The sequence below is a fragment of the Streptomyces sp. NPDC057963 genome (assembly GCF_042887155.1).
In the GTDB taxonomy this organism is placed as follows: Bacteria; Actinomycetota; Actinomycetes; order Streptomycetales; family Streptomycetaceae; genus Streptomyces.
Genome location: NZ_JBHVPX010000006.1, coordinates 395,816 through 409,980, shown reverse-complemented (window position 1 = coordinate 409,980; position 14,165 = coordinate 395,816). Strand labels below are relative to the sequence as shown.

At 68.9% G+C, this 14,165-nt stretch carries 19 protein-coding genes; 12 read left to right on the top strand and 7 right to left on the bottom strand.

The window, feature by feature from the left end:
• Window positions 1–43: 43 nt before the first annotated feature.
• Entirely contained in the window at window positions 44–700 is a 657-nt protein-coding gene (locus tag ACFVT1_RS17330; RefSeq protein WP_389796213.1) for a TetR/AcrR family transcriptional regulator, read from the top strand.
• Here ACFVT1_RS17330 and ACFVT1_RS17325 read toward each other — a convergent pair.
• From ACFVT1_RS17325 to ACFVT1_RS17315, 3 genes are all read right to left on the bottom strand, one after another.
• Window positions 627–1,550 (bottom strand): MaoC family dehydratase, encoded by a 924-nt coding sequence (locus ACFVT1_RS17325; protein ID WP_389795982.1) that lies wholly within the window; start codon window positions 1,548–1,550, stop codon window positions 627–629. The two genes, ACFVT1_RS17330 and ACFVT1_RS17325, sit on opposite strands and share 74 nt — an antisense overlap.
• Before the next feature lie 4 nt (window positions 1,551–1,554).
• Complete coding sequence (locus ACFVT1_RS17320; protein ID WP_389796222.1) at window positions 1,555–1,695, bottom strand: hypothetical protein; 141 nt, start codon at window positions 1,693–1,695, stop codon at window positions 1,555–1,557.
• Between the two features lie 203 nt (window positions 1,696–1,898).
• Complete coding sequence (locus ACFVT1_RS17315) at window positions 1,899–2,393, bottom strand: hypothetical protein (RefSeq protein WP_389796212.1); 495 nt, start codon at window positions 2,391–2,393, stop codon at window positions 1,899–1,901.
• 415 nt (window positions 2,394–2,808) lie between these two features.
• On the opposite strand from ACFVT1_RS17315, the gene ACFVT1_RS17310 reads away from it, so the two are divergent.
• From ACFVT1_RS17310 to ACFVT1_RS17300, 3 genes are all read left to right on the top strand, one after another.
• Window positions 2,809–4,101 (top strand): alpha/beta hydrolase family protein, encoded by a 1,293-nt coding sequence (locus ACFVT1_RS17310; RefSeq protein WP_389795981.1) that lies wholly within the window; start codon window positions 2,809–2,811, stop codon window positions 4,099–4,101.
• 358 nt (window positions 4,102–4,459) lie between these two features.
• Complete coding sequence (locus ACFVT1_RS17305; RefSeq protein ID WP_389795979.1) at window positions 4,460–5,323, top strand: oxaloacetate decarboxylase; 864 nt, start codon at window positions 4,460–4,462, stop codon at window positions 5,321–5,323.
• Window positions 5,324–5,496: 173 nt separating this feature from the next.
• Window positions 5,497–5,955, top strand: a complete 459-nt coding sequence (locus ACFVT1_RS17300; RefSeq protein ID WP_389795977.1) for a hypothetical protein — start codon at window positions 5,497–5,499, stop codon at window positions 5,953–5,955.
• Window positions 5,956–6,148: 193 nt separating this feature from the next.
• On the opposite strand, the gene ACFVT1_RS17295 is transcribed toward ACFVT1_RS17300, so the two are convergent.
• Window positions 6,149–6,568, bottom strand: a complete 420-nt coding sequence (locus ACFVT1_RS17295) for a low molecular weight phosphatase family protein (RefSeq protein WP_389795976.1) — start codon at window positions 6,566–6,568, stop codon at window positions 6,149–6,151.
• Window positions 6,561–7,376 (bottom strand): ASCH domain-containing protein, encoded by an 816-nt coding sequence (locus tag ACFVT1_RS17290; protein WP_389795974.1) that lies wholly within the window; start codon window positions 7,374–7,376, stop codon window positions 6,561–6,563. The genes ACFVT1_RS17295 and ACFVT1_RS17290 overlap by 8 nt, the downstream gene beginning before the upstream one ends.
• A 431-nt stretch (window positions 7,377–7,807) precedes the next feature.
• Here ACFVT1_RS17290 and ACFVT1_RS17285 point away from each other — a divergent pair, with 431 nt between their 5' ends.
• The 4 genes from ACFVT1_RS17285 (at window position 7,808) to ACFVT1_RS17270 (ending at window position 9,528) form a co-directional block, all read left to right on the top strand.
• On the top strand, window positions 7,808–8,071 hold the full coding sequence (locus ACFVT1_RS17285; protein WP_389795972.1) for a hypothetical protein: 264 nt from the start codon (window positions 7,808–7,810) through the stop codon (window positions 8,069–8,071).
• The gene (locus ACFVT1_RS17280) at window positions 8,025–8,525 is read left to right on the top strand and encodes a DUF6879 family protein (RefSeq protein WP_389795970.1); all 501 of its coding nucleotides are present in this window, start codon (window positions 8,025–8,027) and stop codon (window positions 8,523–8,525) included. The genes ACFVT1_RS17285 and ACFVT1_RS17280 overlap by 47 nt, the downstream gene beginning before the upstream one ends.
• Window positions 8,467–8,712, top strand: coding sequence for a helix-turn-helix domain-containing protein (locus ACFVT1_RS17275; protein WP_389795969.1), 246 nt, complete (start codon window positions 8,467–8,469; stop codon window positions 8,710–8,712). Before ACFVT1_RS17280 ends, ACFVT1_RS17275 begins: the two co-directional genes overlap by 59 nt.
• Window positions 8,713–8,814: 102 nt before the next feature.
• On the top strand, window positions 8,815–9,528 hold the full coding sequence (locus tag ACFVT1_RS17270; RefSeq protein ID WP_389795967.1) for a Scr1 family TA system antitoxin-like transcriptional regulator: 714 nt from the start codon (window positions 8,815–8,817) through the stop codon (window positions 9,526–9,528).
• A 79-nt stretch (window positions 9,529–9,607) separates the two neighbouring features.
• Here ACFVT1_RS17270 and ACFVT1_RS17265 read toward each other — a convergent pair whose 3' ends face one another.
• The gene (locus ACFVT1_RS17265) at window positions 9,608–10,414 is read right to left on the bottom strand and encodes a hypothetical protein (protein WP_389795965.1); all 807 of its coding nucleotides are present in this window, start codon (window positions 10,412–10,414) and stop codon (window positions 9,608–9,610) included.
• A 210-nt stretch (window positions 10,415–10,624) separates the two neighbouring features.
• Between ACFVT1_RS17265 and ACFVT1_RS17260 the strand changes: the two genes are divergently transcribed.
• Window positions 10,625–10,780, top strand: coding sequence for a hypothetical protein (locus ACFVT1_RS17260; RefSeq protein ID WP_389795963.1), 156 nt, complete (start codon window positions 10,625–10,627; stop codon window positions 10,778–10,780).
• Window positions 10,781–10,834: 54 nt separating this feature from the next.
• Here ACFVT1_RS17260 and ACFVT1_RS17255 read toward each other — a convergent pair whose 3' ends face one another.
• Entirely contained in the window at window positions 10,835–11,110 is a 276-nt protein-coding gene (locus tag ACFVT1_RS17255) for a VOC family protein (protein ID WP_389796209.1), read from the bottom strand.
• A gap of 93 nt (window positions 11,111–11,203) precedes the next feature.
• On the opposite strand from ACFVT1_RS17255, the gene ACFVT1_RS17250 reads away from it, so the two are divergent.
• The 3 genes from ACFVT1_RS17250 (at window position 11,204) to ACFVT1_RS17240 (ending at window position 14,159) form a co-directional block, all read left to right on the top strand.
• Window positions 11,204–12,112, top strand: a complete 909-nt coding sequence (locus ACFVT1_RS17250) for a TIGR03619 family F420-dependent LLM class oxidoreductase (protein WP_389795962.1) — start codon at window positions 11,204–11,206, stop codon at window positions 12,110–12,112.
• 10 nt (window positions 12,113–12,122) lie between these two features.
• A complete protein-coding gene (locus ACFVT1_RS17245) occupies window positions 12,123–12,920 on the top strand; it encodes an SDR family NAD(P)-dependent oxidoreductase (RefSeq protein WP_389795960.1) in 798 nt (265 codons plus the stop codon).
• A gap of 117 nt (window positions 12,921–13,037) precedes the next feature.
• Window positions 13,038–14,159: an LLM class flavin-dependent oxidoreductase gene (locus ACFVT1_RS17240; protein ID WP_389795959.1), complete on the top strand. Its 1,122-nt coding sequence runs from the start codon at window positions 13,038–13,040 to the stop codon at window positions 14,157–14,159.
• Window positions 14,160–14,165 lie beyond the last annotated feature (6 nt).

The window sequence follows — 14,165 nt, the reverse complement described above, 5'->3', positions numbered from 1 at the left end:
GGGGTGGGAGGAAGTCGACGTGGGTGCTGTGAAGAGCAGACGGATGCCGCGTGCCGTGCGTGAGCAGCAGATGATGGACGCCGCCGTGCAGACCTTCGGGCAGCGCGGATACCGCGCCGCCTCGATGGACGAGATCGCCGAGCTGGCCGGGGTGTCCAAGCCGCTGGTGTACCTGTACCTCAACTCCAAGGAAGAGCTGTTCACCGCCTGTATTCGGCGCGAGGCGAAAGCGCTCGCCGAGGCGGTGCGGTCGGGTGCGGAGCCGGGTCTTCCGGCCGACCGGCAACTGTGGTCGGGGCTGCGCGCGTTCTTCACGCACACCGCGGAGCATCCGGACGGCTGGGCGGTGCTGCACCGCCAGGCGCGCACGCACGGGGAGCCGTTCGCCACCGAGGTCACGGCGATGCGGGACGAGATCGTCGCGTTCGTGACGGGTCTGATCGGGGCCGCGGCGCGCGAGGCCCACCACGATCCGGCGCTCCCCGACCGCGATGTGTCGGGGCTGGCGCAGGCGCTCGTGGGGGCCGCGGAATCGCTCGCGGGATGGGCGAACGAGACGCCGGGCGTCTCGGCGAAGGAAGCCGCGGCCACCCTGATGAACTTCGCCTGGGCGGGGCTGGAGAACCTTATGAACGGCCGCCCGTGGCAGCCGCCGAACCCGCCTGAGGTCCGGGCGCGTCGGTCACCGTCCTCCCGGTGAGGTGGACGCGGTCCGCACCGCGCAGCTGGAAGCCGGTGGGGTTCGCCGCGTAGGTGACCGTGGCGGGCAGCAGGACGGGGGCCCTGAAGTCGGCCCGCACCCACCGGACTTCATCGGGGTGCGGTGACTCGGCCAGGCAGCGGGCGACGGTCCACATGCCGTGGGCGATGGCCCGGGGGAAGCCGAAGAGCCGGGCGGTGAGCGGATACAGGTGGATGGGGTTCCGGTCGCCCGACGCGGCGCCGTAACGGCGTCCCAGATCACCGGGCAGCCGCCACTCGGCGACGGCGGGCAGCTCCGGGGCCGGGTCCGGTGTTGGGGACGGGGACGGGGCGTGTGCGTCCGCCGTGTCGGGTCTGCCCGGTCCGTCCGTCGCGTCGTCTCCGCCCGGTCCGTCCGTCGCGTGCCGGGAGAGGTAGCCGCTGCGGGACTCCCAGACCAGTTCGCCCGCAAGCCGCGCCTCGGTGACCATCGTGACCTCCGTGCCACGCCGGTGCGGGGCCAACCCGTCGGCGTACACCGTGAGTTCGAGCCGATCGGTCGGACGGAGCACCCGGTGGCGGGTGATCTCGATCCAGGTGTGGACGAGCCCGACGACGGGCAGCGGGAACCTCCGGGCCGTCATCAGCCGCATGGCCGGCGGAAGGCCCAGCACGTGCGGGTAGGTGAGCGGCAGGGTGTCCGGCTCGGAGAACCCGCAGATCCGGCGGTACGAGGCGAGGCGGCCGGGGACGGCCGGCGCGGCCGGGAGGACCGCCCGGTCGGTGGGCACGGTGGCGCCCGGACGGCCGGCCTTCTTGAACGGAGACGTGACAGCTGCCCGTACGAGTGTCATGTTCGTATGCGGCATGGGGTCACGCACCGAGCAGGTTCTGGCCGCAGACCCGCACGATCTGGCCGTTGACGGCCGCCGACGCGGGCTGCGGGAGGCCGGGCCGCCGGGCCGGGAAGCGGCCGGGTGCCGTGCCGGTGAAGTGCGGATAGCGATCGGCCATGGTCCAGACTCCCTGCCCGGTCGTGGATTTACTTTTGCGTAAGGTTACTTGCGAGTCAGGAGTCGGTCGAGACGATCCCCCCGCACCCCGCACCCCCGCATCCGCGTCCACCGCGCAACGCCCGTCAGCCCGTCAGCCCGTCAGCCCGCCCGTCCGCCTGCCGACGGACGGGCGTCGTCTCACGTCAGGGGCGGGAGCGGAAACTATGCCTTGCTGTTGTGGTGCGTGATGTCCCAGTGGCTGCCCTCGTTCGCATACACATTGCCTGCGGGGGACTTGTACAGGGCGGCACCGTCACTGCGCTTCCCCGCCTTCGCGAACTTGCGCTTGATGTAGTTGTTGACGCACGGAACCTTGGTGGAGATGTCCGTCTTGTATCCGTTGCGATGGCTGTACGTACCGGGGGTGTGGCCCACCTCGGTCCCTCCCGTGATGACCACCTGGCAGCCGCTGATCTTCTTGAAGGCGATGACGCCCGCGACGGACGCCTTGTTGATCCGGGTGAACGACGTGCACGACTTCTTGTTCCAGTCGGAGCACTTGCCGCTGGACGTCCAGGTGACTCCCGCCTTCTTGAACACGGCGGCGGCATCCGTGTGCTTCGCGTACTTCGCCGGTGCGGCGGCCTGCGCGGTACCGGCCATCAGCAGGACCGAAGCGGCTGCCGCGATCAGCGTGCGGGTGGACAGAAGTTCCATGCTCTTCAAGGCGTGCTCCTTCATCTTGTGCGTGGACGAGAACCTGCCTGGCCGTGTGGGGCGGTTCCAAGCCCGGGAATCCTGCCCAGCCTCCGACGCCCCTCGTGTCACCCATTGAGTGAAAGGCGGGCGCCGGAATGGACGGCAGGTCTCCGGCTCGTGCGTGCGGGGGCCTTCAAGTCGTCCGCATGGCAACAGCGCCAGTGCCTTCTCGACCGGTTCGGCCGAGTCGCAGGGGCTTCGAGGCGGAAGGCCGGACTTCTCCGACCGGTCCCCGGTCCTCGGCCGCCGGGTGACAAATGTCAGCGAAAGCGGTGAGAAATCACAGCAGTTCGCCGACCGTGCGGCTCCTAGCGTTGCGGCAGGACATCCATGAGCCCGCGCCCCGGGCCCGCCTTCCACGAAGGAGACCGCCATGCAGCGTCCGGCCCCGTCCCTGCCGAGCAGCATCCCCAAGACCAGCAGGATCAGCGAGACCAGCAGGACCACCGGGATCAGCAGGAGGCGGGCGGTGACCGCGGGCACCGCCCTCGCCGCGGGTCTCGCCGTGACCGCCGCCGCCCCCGCAGCCTCCGCCCCCGCATCGCCCCGCCGGGTGCCGGGTGATGAGCAACCGCCCGTACGGCTCGTCCTTCCGCGGCCGAGCGGTCCCCACCGCCTCGGTACCGTGGCGCTTCATCTCAGCGACCGCAGCCGTCGGGACCCCTGGGTCGCCGCGCGGCCGGTACGGGAACTGATGGTTCAGCTCTGGTACCCCGCCCGTGCGGCCGCCGGCCTGCCCAGCGCGCCCTGGCTGACCCGGCAGGCCGCCGAGGTCTTCCAGCAGACGGGATACCTCCTTCCCCAGTACGCCACGCTGCCGGACACCCACGCCCGCACCGGTGCGGCGGCGGACCCGCGCGGGGGCCGGCGCCCGGTGATCCTCTACTCCCACGGGCACGGCCAGCACCGCGGTTCCAGCACGGCGCTGGTCGAGGAACTCGCCGGCCACGGATACATCGTGGTGACCATCGACCACACCTATGACGCCGGACAGGTCGAGTTCCCCGGTGGCCGGGTCGAGAAGTACGCGATGCCTCCCCTCACGGACGAGGACGACGACCCGACGATCCTCAAGGCGGTCGACGTGCGGGTGGCCGACACCCGATTCGTACTGGAGGAGCTGTCGCGGCGCGTACGGGGCCGCCGGGATCCGCTGCCGCACGGGCTCGGCGACGTCCTCGACCTGTCCAGGACCGCCATGTTCGGCCACTCGCTGGGCGGGGCGACCGCGGCGTCGGCGATGGCGGCAGGGGTACCGATCGCGGCGGGCGCGAATCTCGACGGCAGCCTCTTCGGCCCGGTGGTGGCCGAGGGACTGCGCAAGCCGTTCCTCCTGATGAGCGAGGACGCGGACAACGATCCGAGCTGGTCCGAGATCTGGCCCCGCCTGCGGGGCTGGCGCCGCCGACTCCGGCTGACCGGTACCCGGCACTTCTCGTACACGGACTACGAGACGTTCCTGCCGCAGGTCGCCGACCGGCTCGGCGCGACCGACGAACAACTGGCCGAGATCGTCGGGCCGCTCGACGGGATGCGCGCCGTCGAGATCCAGCGGCGCTTCCTGCTCGCCTTCTTCGACCTCCACCTGCGCGGTCGCGGTGCCCCGATCCTCGACGGGCCGTCGCCCCGGTATCCGGAGGTGCGGTTCACCGGCGGTGCCCGGTGATCCGGAGGAGACCGGCCCCGGCTTCCTGACGCCGTCAACCGAGGCCCGGCACTCACCCGCGAAGTGTCGTACACAAGGTCAAGTGCGGCGTGTCCAAGAGTAAAGAGACGGTCATGTCTGTATAGGTATACGCGTCTTCGTACAGAGGAAGATTTTGCGTTCCGGTGTTCCCGCACTCGCCGCATCGGCTTGCTGCTGAACCGTCGGCATCCGCGAGCCCCGATCCGCCTTCCGGTGGCCCGGTGGCTTCCGGTCCGGTCCCCGGTGTCACCGGAGCCCACATCACCCGTCACTCGGCGCATCGGCGATGCGCCGAGCACCGATCCGCGAACCAACGGCCCATGGGCAAGGAGACGCTGTGCGTTACGGAAGTGCGTTGAGGGAAGAAGTCCGAACTCCGGGAACCACCCCTCTCATCGGTATCTACGACATGTACTCGGCGTCCGTCGTCGCCCGGCACTACGACGGTTTCTTCGTATCCGGATTCGGCTTCGCCGCCTCCCACTACGGGCTCCCCGACATCGGTTTCATCGCATGGCCGGACATGGTGGCCTTCGTGGAGCGGCTGCGGCTGGCCTTCCCCACCCACCACCTGCTGGTCGACATCGACGACGGCTACGTCGACCACGAGGTCGCCTGCCACGTGGTCCAGCGGCTGGAGAGGATCGGCGCCTCCGGCGTCATCCTGGAGGACCAGAAGCGTCCGCGCCGCTGCGGTCACGCGGACGGCAAGCAGGTGCTTCCGCTGGAGGAGTACCTGGAGAAGCTCAACCTCGTACTGGAGAGCAGGCGCGATCTGGTGGTCGTCGCCCGCACGGACGCCACGGAGGAGGACGAGATCCTGCGCCGGGCCGAGGCGCTGGCCGAGACGGACGCCGATGTCGTCCTGGTCGACGGCGTGCGCAGCGTCGAATGGATCAAGCGGATCCGGAAGGTGGTCGGCGACAAGCCGCTGCTCTTCAACCAGATCGCGGGCGGGAAGTCACCCAGGCTCTCGCTCTCCGAACTGACCGACCTGGAGTGCCAGGTGGCCATCTACAGCACTCCCTGCCTCTTCGCCGCGCATGCCGCCATCGACGCCGCGCTGACGGACCTCAAGCAGTCCGACGGGCGGCTTCCCGAGTTCGTGGCCACCCACGGCATCGGAGTGCGGCGTGCGACGGAACTGCTGGAGAAGAACATCAGCAGGCACCACCCCGTCCGTGAGCCGGTGGCCGTCTGACGTGGGCGATGTGCCGGGATCATGCGGCCCGGCCCGTCACCGTTCCACCCGCACGCCGGGGTCCCGATGGCGCCCGTCTGCGCGCCGTCGGGACCCCGGTACACGCGAACCACAGCGAATCAGGCCGTGCACGGACCGGCAGGACCGTGCGGCCGGGAAAGAAGAGCCGGATCATGGGAATTACCTCGCCGAAGGCGCGTGCGGCCCTGGTGGTCGCCCTCAGCGCGCTCTGCCAGGGCCAGTTGGCTGTCGGCAGCGCCTGGGCCGACGCCCCCGACGGAGGCATGGAAACGCACCACGGGCCCTCCCTGGTCACCATCGACAACTCCAACGCCGACTCCTGGCTGGAGGTGGACCGGACCCTCAACGTGCTGGGCCCGTTCAGCAAGGGCACGGCGGGCAGCGACCACGACGGTGGCGGGGGCGCGATCGACCAGAACGTGTCGGGTTCCCAGGGCGTGGGCGTCCAGGCCGCGCCGGACGAACACGGGGACGGGGACGAGGAAGAGGAGGAAGGGCAGGCGGGAGCGGCCGGCCCCGGCCACGCGGCCCGGCCCGAGAGCGCGGCGAGCGGAGGGGACGACGACGAGGGCGACGCGGATCACGACACGGGCGCCCTGCCGGCCTCCTGATTTTGCGCCAGAGCAAACTCCGCCGTGCCCGGTCTCCATCCAGCATGCTCTCGTAGCTGAGGTGAACCAGCCTGGGTGCCGGCAGGGCACCGGTGATCTATGAGGGCTCGTAGCGCGGACCGCTTCTTCACGGGGAACAGCGGACCGCTTTTTCACGAGAAACAACGGGCGGCCGGGGTGCTTGGGGTGGCGTTCAGGCCGTATGGGGCAGCCCGGTGACTTCCTGGATCTTCAGGACGGTCCTGGCGAAGTCCTCCGGGCCGCCTCCCCAGGGGTCGGTGATGCCCTCGCCGAGGACGGAGACCGGTCGACCCGGACCGGCCAGCGCTTCGACGGCCAGGGCGGTTTCGTCGTCCACCGCAATCAGGTCGTCAGCCCAGGAGAGAAGGTCCTCGTCCAGGAGTCGGCCCCGGTGCCCGGTGAGGTCGTAGCCGAAGGCGGCCGCGGCCTCCATCGCCAGGGGATGGGCGGACTTGCCGACATGCCAGTTGCGGGTGCCGGCCGAGCGCACCTCCAGCGCGCCCCCGGATCGCGCGGCGATGATCACGGCCGCGATCGGGGACCGGCAATGGTTGCCCTTGCAGACCACCAGCACCCGCCGGGGTCTATTCATCGGCGTCCACCCGCTCGATCTCGAACGTGAGGACGCCGAGGGCTTCTTTGTGAGGCGGGAAGATCGCCTGAATCGCCCGCAACTGTTCGGCCGCGGTGGCGTTCGGGTTGACCGCCTTCACGTCCTCGGTGCCGAACATCTCCGTGAACGTGCGGTACCGGCCGATGCGCTTGACTCGGGTCAGGCACTCTTCACCGCGACAGGTGAAGTTGAGCAGGTCCCCGGCCTTGATCCGTTTCATCGATTCGTAGGCCACCCGGACTTCGACGGTCTTGGAGCCGTCGGCGATCAGGTCGAAGTACTGCTTGTAGATCTGGATGCTGCGGGGACGGCCATGTGCCTGGGACTGGTTCCTGGCAGTTCGGCGGCTGGTCATCAGAGTTTCCAATGCGGTCGTGGTGTAGGACCGGTAGAAGTGCCTCGGGTCGCTGAGCATCAGCTCCCCGACACCGGTGAGCGCTTCCACGTAGTCCGCTTGCGTGCCGGGCCACACAGCCGGATTCAGCAGCCACTCGGCGGTGCTGCCTCCCGACGGGTCTCCGGCATCGGCAGTCGCGTTCAGGAGGCTTTTGGAGAGTTTCCCGCCGTCGCTGCCGAGGATCTGAGGGATGAAGATCCGAAGCGGCACCGGGGCGGCAGATGTGCCGATGGCCGCGTGTGCGCCGTCCACCAACTGGCAGCCGAACGCCCAGTCGCCGCTCTTCACCATGACGTGCAACGTGCCGTCTTCAGCGCGGCAGGACCGTTCCTTGACGACATTGCGGCACAGAGTCGCCAAGTCCAGGTAGCCGCCGCCCAAGGGCGTCACGTCCGTCTCGTACCAGCCGTGAGGGCATCGTCAACAGCGTTGGCCAGTACGGTGTTGGGTGACCTGAGAAGGTCGACGGCGTTCAATTCGTACCTCCGCTCTGCTCACGAACCGCCGTGAGGGCGGCTCAGCGCTGGTATCGGTGACGCATGCACTCCGCATGCGGCCGGCTGCTGGGTGGATGGCAGTGCTCGCCCACGGCCCCGCTCTTTCGCCGACGTGAGCGGCGAGGGGCGTGGGACGGACCGTACGAGCGTTGGCCGATGGGACTCAACGAAGTTGCTCATAGTTGCTGGGATTTCGCCCCGGGGGGAGGATTCGTGCTGCTGGGTGCTTGACCTCGGAGTGGTCGCAGGGCGAGGGCCGGTGGGCGGCGTTGGCCCGACCACGGGGGGAGAGAAATGCGGCAACATGGCTACCGTGACGATGATGTGACCGCTACGTTTTTCTGTACGGACCCCGAATCGCAAGGCGGAATCGAGTGCGAGACGTTCTACGAGACCGACCGTGATTCGTGGATCGTGCAGCTCAAGAAGCGTGGGCCGAAGGTTCGGGATCAGCTCGTCGCGCTGGCCGAAGACGAGACGTTCGGGGAGATGTCCGGGCGGACCATGGATGTGTTCGTGCGGAAGTACGTCAGGGAGCGCTATGGAATTGATCTCGGCATCACGCCGAATCGAGCTGCTGTTCGGTGACCCTGCCCAAGAAATCCGAAAGCTTGAGCTGCGCGACTTCTATGAGGTAGACCGTTCACTGTTCGACGCATGGCGTTCGGGCGACCGCGAGACAGTCGAGGAGACGATGCGCGGGCATCGTGAATTCCTGACGGGGAAGGCCGCTTCCGGATTTCCTTACCGGCGCGTGAGGGTTGTCTCCGAACCGCTCTCGGAATATCAGCGGATGGCGGTCGAGCTGGCTGACCCCGCGGAGCGTCTTCGGTGGCTTCCCCGCCCTCTCGCATCGGTGCTGCCCTTGCCGGGCAACGACTGCCTGATCCGTGATGACCTGGTGGTGTTCAACCTCGTCGGGGGAGACAACCAGCAGACGGACATCCAGCTCTCGACTGATCCGTGCGTGGTCGGATTCTGCAATGAAGCATTCGAGCGGGCATGGTCGCTCGGTGTCCCCAACGGTGAGTACAAGCCCTAGAGGAATGTCGGACCAAGAACCCTACGATTCCACGAGACGCGCTTTCGGCACCCAGCTCAAGGAACTACGCCGGGACAACAACATTTCGGCCGTCGAGCTCGCGAGGCGCTGCGGTTGGCACAAGACCAAGGTGTCGAAGATTGAGCACGGGACGCAGGTCCCGACCGAGGACGACATCCGAAGGTGAGCAACGGCTTGCGCCGCCGAGGGGAAGATTCCCGAACTTGTCGCGGTGCGTCGCGAGATCGAGTTGATGTGGACCGACTGCAAACGGTGGCACCGACCGGGGATGAAACGTCTCCAGTTGCAAGCCATGGGCCTGTATGCAAAGACCAGGGTTCTTCGCGTCTATGAGTCGCTGTTCGTTCCCGGTTTTCTACAGACGGTCGATTACGCCAAGGCGCAGTTCACTATCCATGCCAGGCTTCACGACCTGCCATTGGACGATGTCGAGGAAACGGCGCAGAACCGCATGGTTCGGAAAAGGTTTCTCGGCACCGGGGCGCCGGTCTTCTCGTTCCTCCTGGAAGCCTCGGCACTGACCAACAACACGGGTGGCGCCGAGGTGATGAACGGGCAGCTCGATCACCTCCTGGATGTGTCTCGGCTTCCGTATGTGTCCATCGAGATCATCCCGGAAGGCCGGGCGCGTTCGCTCTACCCCGGTGAGGGCTTCTACCTGTTCGATGAGAGCTTGCTCAAGCAAGAGTTTTGGTCAGGGGCGTTCCAGACGTCCAGGCCCGATAACATCTCCTACTTTGTCCGCGTATTCGCCGCGCTGCGGGGCCAAGCCGGCGCCCGCTGTGAACCGGGCCCCTGGCCGCAGGCGACGGTGCCCTTCACCGAGGGCGCCCTCCTCGTGCTGTACACCGACGGCCTGATCGAGCGCCGGAACGAGGACATCGACACCGGCCTCTCCCGGCTCGCCGCCGCCCTGTCGGCGGACCTGCTGCCTGTGGCGGGTGCCGATGACGACACGGCCCTCGTCGTCGTCCCGCTGTAGGAGCCTGTCCGCCCGCGTCCCGGGCCCCGGACGCCGGGGCCCGGGACGCGGTACGTGACAGGTCTGCGGGCCCGCAGGCCTACTCGGGCGCCTCGATCGTCACCGGCTTGCCCAGGTCGTAGAAGTGCTGCGTGGTCGTGCTCAGCACGCCGCCCGCCCGGGACTCGGCCTGACCGCCGTAGGGCGTGAAGTCGTCCCCGAACCAGAGAATGTGCTCCCGCACGGCCGCGCCCAGGAACGTGTACGGCTTCTTGTTCACGATCCGCCACGCCGTGACGTCCTCCCCGTTCTCCAGGGAGATCACGGGCCGCTCCTGCTCGACGGTCCACTCCGGCGCCGACGCGATCATCTGGGCCGTCATCTCCGGATCGGCGAGCGCGCGGTAGAGCTTCCCCGTGGCGGCCACGATCTGCTCCTGCGGGTCACTGCTGCTCTTGTCCCCCTTGACCCACTTGCCGAGCCCCGGTGTCTTGATCCACTCGTCCTCGCCCTTGAAGACGTACGCCTTCTCCCCCTCCGGCCCCGTCATCGAACCGGCCAGCGCGGACTCGTCCCCGAAGATGAATCGCGAGGTCCCCGACTCGTCCCCCGACTGCACGGACTCGGTCCCCGATCCGTACGCCTTCAGGGCGGCCACCAGACACTTCGACAGGGCCGAACCAGCGAGGGTCGTACCGCCCTTGAGCTGGAGTCCGTCGCACTCGGCCGGGGTGGCGAAGGCCGGGGACGACTCCTTCGGGCTGTCGCTCGCGTGCGCGGGCCGGTCGGACGACGATTCCGAACGCGTCGGCTCGGCCGACCCGTCCGACGAGGAGCAGCCGGCCAGGAGGCCGACTGCGAGGAAGGTGCCTATGCACACGTAGGGGCGCAGACGTCGAGGTCTCATGTTGTTCGAACTCCACTGGTCACGGACGGCCCGCGACCGCGGACCGCCTTATGGGCTCTCGCAAGTGAATCCACAGCCCCGCACCACTGGTCGTGAAAGTGTTCGCTTCACGGACCGCAGGTGCGGGCCCCGGAATCCTAGCGACCGGGGCAGACACTGCATTTCACCCGCCCATCCGGCCGGTCGGACCGGCGGGGTCGGGTCTCCGCCGTGTCGGCGCAGCGCCGCGCGCCCTCGCGTGTGGGCGACCGCCTACGGCTGCGCTGGACCGGGGAGTGCGACGACGTGAACTTCTACGACGGCAGCAAGCCCCCGACCCGGATCGAGATCGAGGGCGACTTCCGGTACCGGGGCCCGAGCGACTGACGCGGCCTGAGGGGCTGGGGAGCCGCCTGAACGGCCAGGAGCGGTCGAGGGTGGTCAGGGGCGGTCGGCGGCCGGTTCGGGCGGGCCGGCCACGCCGACGCATGCCTCGTTTCCCTCGGGGTCGGTCAGTACCCGGTTCGACAGTGCGTCGGCGTCGTTCACCAGGCGGCCGCCGGCCGCGAGCGCCGCGGCCATCCGGGCCTCGGCCTCGTCGTACGGCACCCACACGTCGACATGGCCCCGGTTGTGCTGCGGGCTCGGGTCCGACAGCACCCGCTGCCGGGCAGCCCCTCCCCGCCCCTTGTCTGATGTGGCGTCAGGTACGACGATGGCCCCGCGTCCGTCAAGTGACGATGCGTCAGATTCCAGCGGGAAGGAGGCCGTTCGGTGCCGATACCGCTCACCGGGCCGCTGCCGTACGGGATGCAGCTCCCGATCCAGTCGCAGAGCACCATCTACGCCGAGGGGTGGGAGGCCGCGGCCACCCCCGCCGACCTCGCCGAGATCGCCCGCACCGCCGACCGCACCGGCTTCGCCTACCTGGCGAGCTGCGACCACGTCGCGATCCCGCGGCGGCTCGCCGGGGTCATGGGCACCGTCTGGTACGACCCGGTCGCCACCCTCTCCTTCCTCGCCGGGATCACCGAGCGCGTCCTGCTGATGAGCCATGTCGCCGTCGTCGGGCTGCGGCACCCGCTGGCCACCGCCAAGCAGTACGCCACCCTCGACCACCTCTGCGGCGGCCGGCTGGTCCTCGGGGTCGGGGCCGGGCACGTGCCGGAGGAGTTCCGGGCGCTCGGGGCGGACTTCGACGGGCGGGGCGGGGTCCTCGACGAGACCATCGACGCGCTGAAGGCGGCGCTCGGTCCGGAGGAGTACCCGGAGTTCACGGGGGAGCGGTTCTCCTTCGCCGGGCTCGGGCAGCTGCCGCGACCGGCCCAGGAACGGGTGCCGGTCTGGGTGGGCGGCTCCTCGCCCGCCGCCGTGCGCCGGGCCGCGGTGCGGGGTGACGGCTGGCTGCCGCAGGGCGATCCGCGGGAGAAGCTGCCCGCGCAGATCGCCCGGTTGAAGGAGCTGCGCGAGGCGGCCGGGATCGAGGCCCCGATCGTCGTCGGCGCGATCACCGAGCCGCTGTACGTCGGTGAGCCCGAGTGGTCCGTGGGGCGGCGCACCCTCGCCGGCAAGCCCGAGGTTCTCGCCGAGTCGCTGCGCGCGTACGGAGCCATGGGCGTCCACCAGATCCAGGTGCGGTTCCGCAGCAGGAGCCGCAGCGAACTGACCGACCAGATGGCGGCGTTCGCCGCCGAGGTCGCCCCCCATCTCGACAGGTAGGAGTCAGGCCATGGGCAAGCTGGACGGGCGCGCCGTGCTGATCAGCGGTGCGGCGCGCGGACAGGGCGAGCAGGAGGCGCGGCTGTTCGCCGCGGAGGGCGCGCGGGTGGTGATCGCCGATGTGCTCGACGAGCAGGGCGAGGCGCTGGCCAAGGAGATACGCGAGGAGCTGGGGGCGGACGTCGCCCGGTTCGTCCATCTGGATGTGAGCCGGGAGGAAGACTGGCAGGCCGCCGTCTCTGCCGCGAAGGACGCCTTCGGCAGGATCGACGGGCTGGTCAACAACGCCGGGATCCTCCGGTTCAACGAGCTGGTGGCCACGCCGCTGGCGGAGTTCCAGCAGGTGGTGCAGGTCAATCAGGTGGGCGCCTTCCTCGGGATCAGGAACGTCGCACCCGAGATCGAGGCCGCGGGCGGCGGGACCATCGTCAACACCGCCTCGTACACGGGGCTCACGGGCATGGCGTTCGTGGGCGCGTACGCCGCCACCAAGCACGCGGTGCTCGGGCTGACCAGGGTGGCGGCGGTGGAGCTGGCGGCGAAGGGGATACGGGTCAACGCGCTCTGCCCCGGGGCCGTGGACACCGCGATGACCAACCCGGCGGCGCTGGATCCCACCGCGGACCCGGAGGAGTCCAGGGCGGCGGTGGCCGAGCTGTACCGGAAGCACGTACCGCTGGGGCGGATCGGGCGGCCGCAGGAGGTGGCGGCGCTGGCGCTCTTCCTGACCTCGGACGACTCCTCGTACATCACCGGGCAGCCGTTCGTCATCGACGGGGGATGGCTGGCGGGCGTCAGCCTGTTCTGAGCCGCACGAGTGAATCTGACGAAGCGTCAGGTATTGACGGGTGCGGGTGCCGGTGGAACAGTCGGACGCATCACGATCTGACGGTGCGTCAGAAACGATTGAGGACGGTGAACCCCCTTGGAATTCGGGCTCTTTGTGCAGGGGTACGTGCCCGCCGCACGGGCCAAGAGCGACCCCGGGGCAGAGCACAAGGCGCTGATCGAGGAGACCGAGTACGTCATCCAGGCGGACAAGTCCGGCTTCAAGTACGCCTGGGCCTCCGAGCACCACTTCCTGGAGGAGTACTCGCATCTCTCGGCCAACGATGTGTACCTGGGCTACCTCGCGCACGCCACCGACCGCATCCACCTCGGATCCGGCATCTTCAACCCGCTCGCCCCCGTCAACCACCCCGTGAAGGTGGCCGAGAAGGTCGCCATGCTCGACCACCTCTCCGAGGGCCGCTTCGAGTTCGGCTCCGGGCGCGGGGCCGGCAGCCACGAGATCCTCGGCTTCATGCCGGGCATCACCGACATGAACCACACGAAGGAACTCTGGGAAGAGACCATCGCCGAGTTCCCCAAGATGTGGCTCCAGGACGAGTACGTCGGCTTCCAGGGCAAGCACTGGTCGCTGCCGCCGCGCAAGATCCTGCCCAAGCCGTACGGGAAGTCGCACCCGGCGATGTGGTACGCGGCCGGGTCGCCGTCCTCGTACGCGATGGCGGGGAAGAAGGGGCTCGGCGTGCTGGGCTTCAGCGTGCAGAAGGTCTCCGACATGGAGTGGGTGGTCGAGTCCTACAAGACGGCCGTCAAGGAGGCCGAGCCCGTCGGCGACTTCGTCAACGACAACGTCATGGTCACCTCCACGGCCATCTGCGCCGAGACGCACGCGAAGGCCGTCGAGATCGCGGTGGGCGGCGGGCTGAACTACCTGCAGTCGCTGCTGTTCCGCTACCACGACACGTTCCCCCGGCCGGAGGGCATACCGGAGTGGCCGGAGCTGCTGCCGGAGTACTCCGAGGAGATCATCGAGCTCCTGATCGCCGAGGAGCTGATGATCTGCGGCGATCCGGACGAGGTGCTGCGGCAGTGCAAGCGGTGGGAGCAGGCGGGGGCGGATCAGCTGAGCTTCGGGCTGCCGATCGGGATCAGCCGCGAGGACACGCTGAACTCGATCCGGCTGATCGGTGAGCACGTGATCCCGGAGATCGACACGGACCCGGTGCATCGGACGTCCCGCTTCCGCGACGCGGCGTAGGGGGGC

Coding starts and splice junctions, on each gene's coding strand:
- ACFVT1_RS17280 (WP_389795970.1), top strand. CDS start 8,025: ATGGAATTGATCTCGGCATCACGCCGAATCGAGCTGCTGTTCGGTGAC.
- ACFVT1_RS17270 (WP_389795967.1), top strand. CDS start 8,815: ATGAAACGTCTCCAGTTGCAAGCCATGGGCCTGTATGCAAAGACCAGG.
- ACFVT1_RS17315 (WP_389796212.1), bottom strand. CDS start 2,393: ATGGAACTTCTGTCCACCCGCACGCTGATCGCGGCAGCCGCTTCGGTC.
- ACFVT1_RS17245 (WP_389795960.1), top strand. CDS start 12,123: ATGGGCAAGCTGGACGGGCGCGCCGTGCTGATCAGCGGTGCGGCGCGC.
- ACFVT1_RS17295 (WP_389795976.1), bottom strand. CDS start 6,568: ATGAATAGACCCCGGCGGGTGCTGGTGGTCTGCAAGGGCAACCATTGC.
- ACFVT1_RS17275 (WP_389795969.1), top strand. CDS start 8,467: ATGAAGCATTCGAGCGGGCATGGTCGCTCGGTGTCCCCAACGGTGAGT.
- ACFVT1_RS17320 (WP_389796222.1), bottom strand. CDS start 1,695: ATGGCCGATCGCTATCCGCACTTCACCGGCACGGCACCCGGCCGCTTC.
- ACFVT1_RS17250 (WP_389795962.1), top strand. CDS start 11,204: ATGCAGCTCCCGATCCAGTCGCAGAGCACCATCTACGCCGAGGGGTGG.
- ACFVT1_RS17330 (WP_389796213.1), top strand. CDS start 44: ATGCCGCGTGCCGTGCGTGAGCAGCAGATGATGGACGCCGCCGTGCAG.
- ACFVT1_RS17325 (WP_389795982.1), bottom strand. CDS start 1,550: ATGCCGCATACGAACATGACACTCGTACGGGCAGCTGTCACGTCTCCG.
- ACFVT1_RS17300 (WP_389795977.1), top strand. CDS start 5,497: ATGGGAATTACCTCGCCGAAGGCGCGTGCGGCCCTGGTGGTCGCCCTC.
- ACFVT1_RS17310 (WP_389795981.1), top strand. CDS start 2,809: ATGCAGCGTCCGGCCCCGTCCCTGCCGAGCAGCATCCCCAAGACCAGC.
- ACFVT1_RS17265 (WP_389795965.1), bottom strand. CDS start 10,414: ATGAGACCTCGACGTCTGCGCCCCTACGTGTGCATAGGCACCTTCCTC.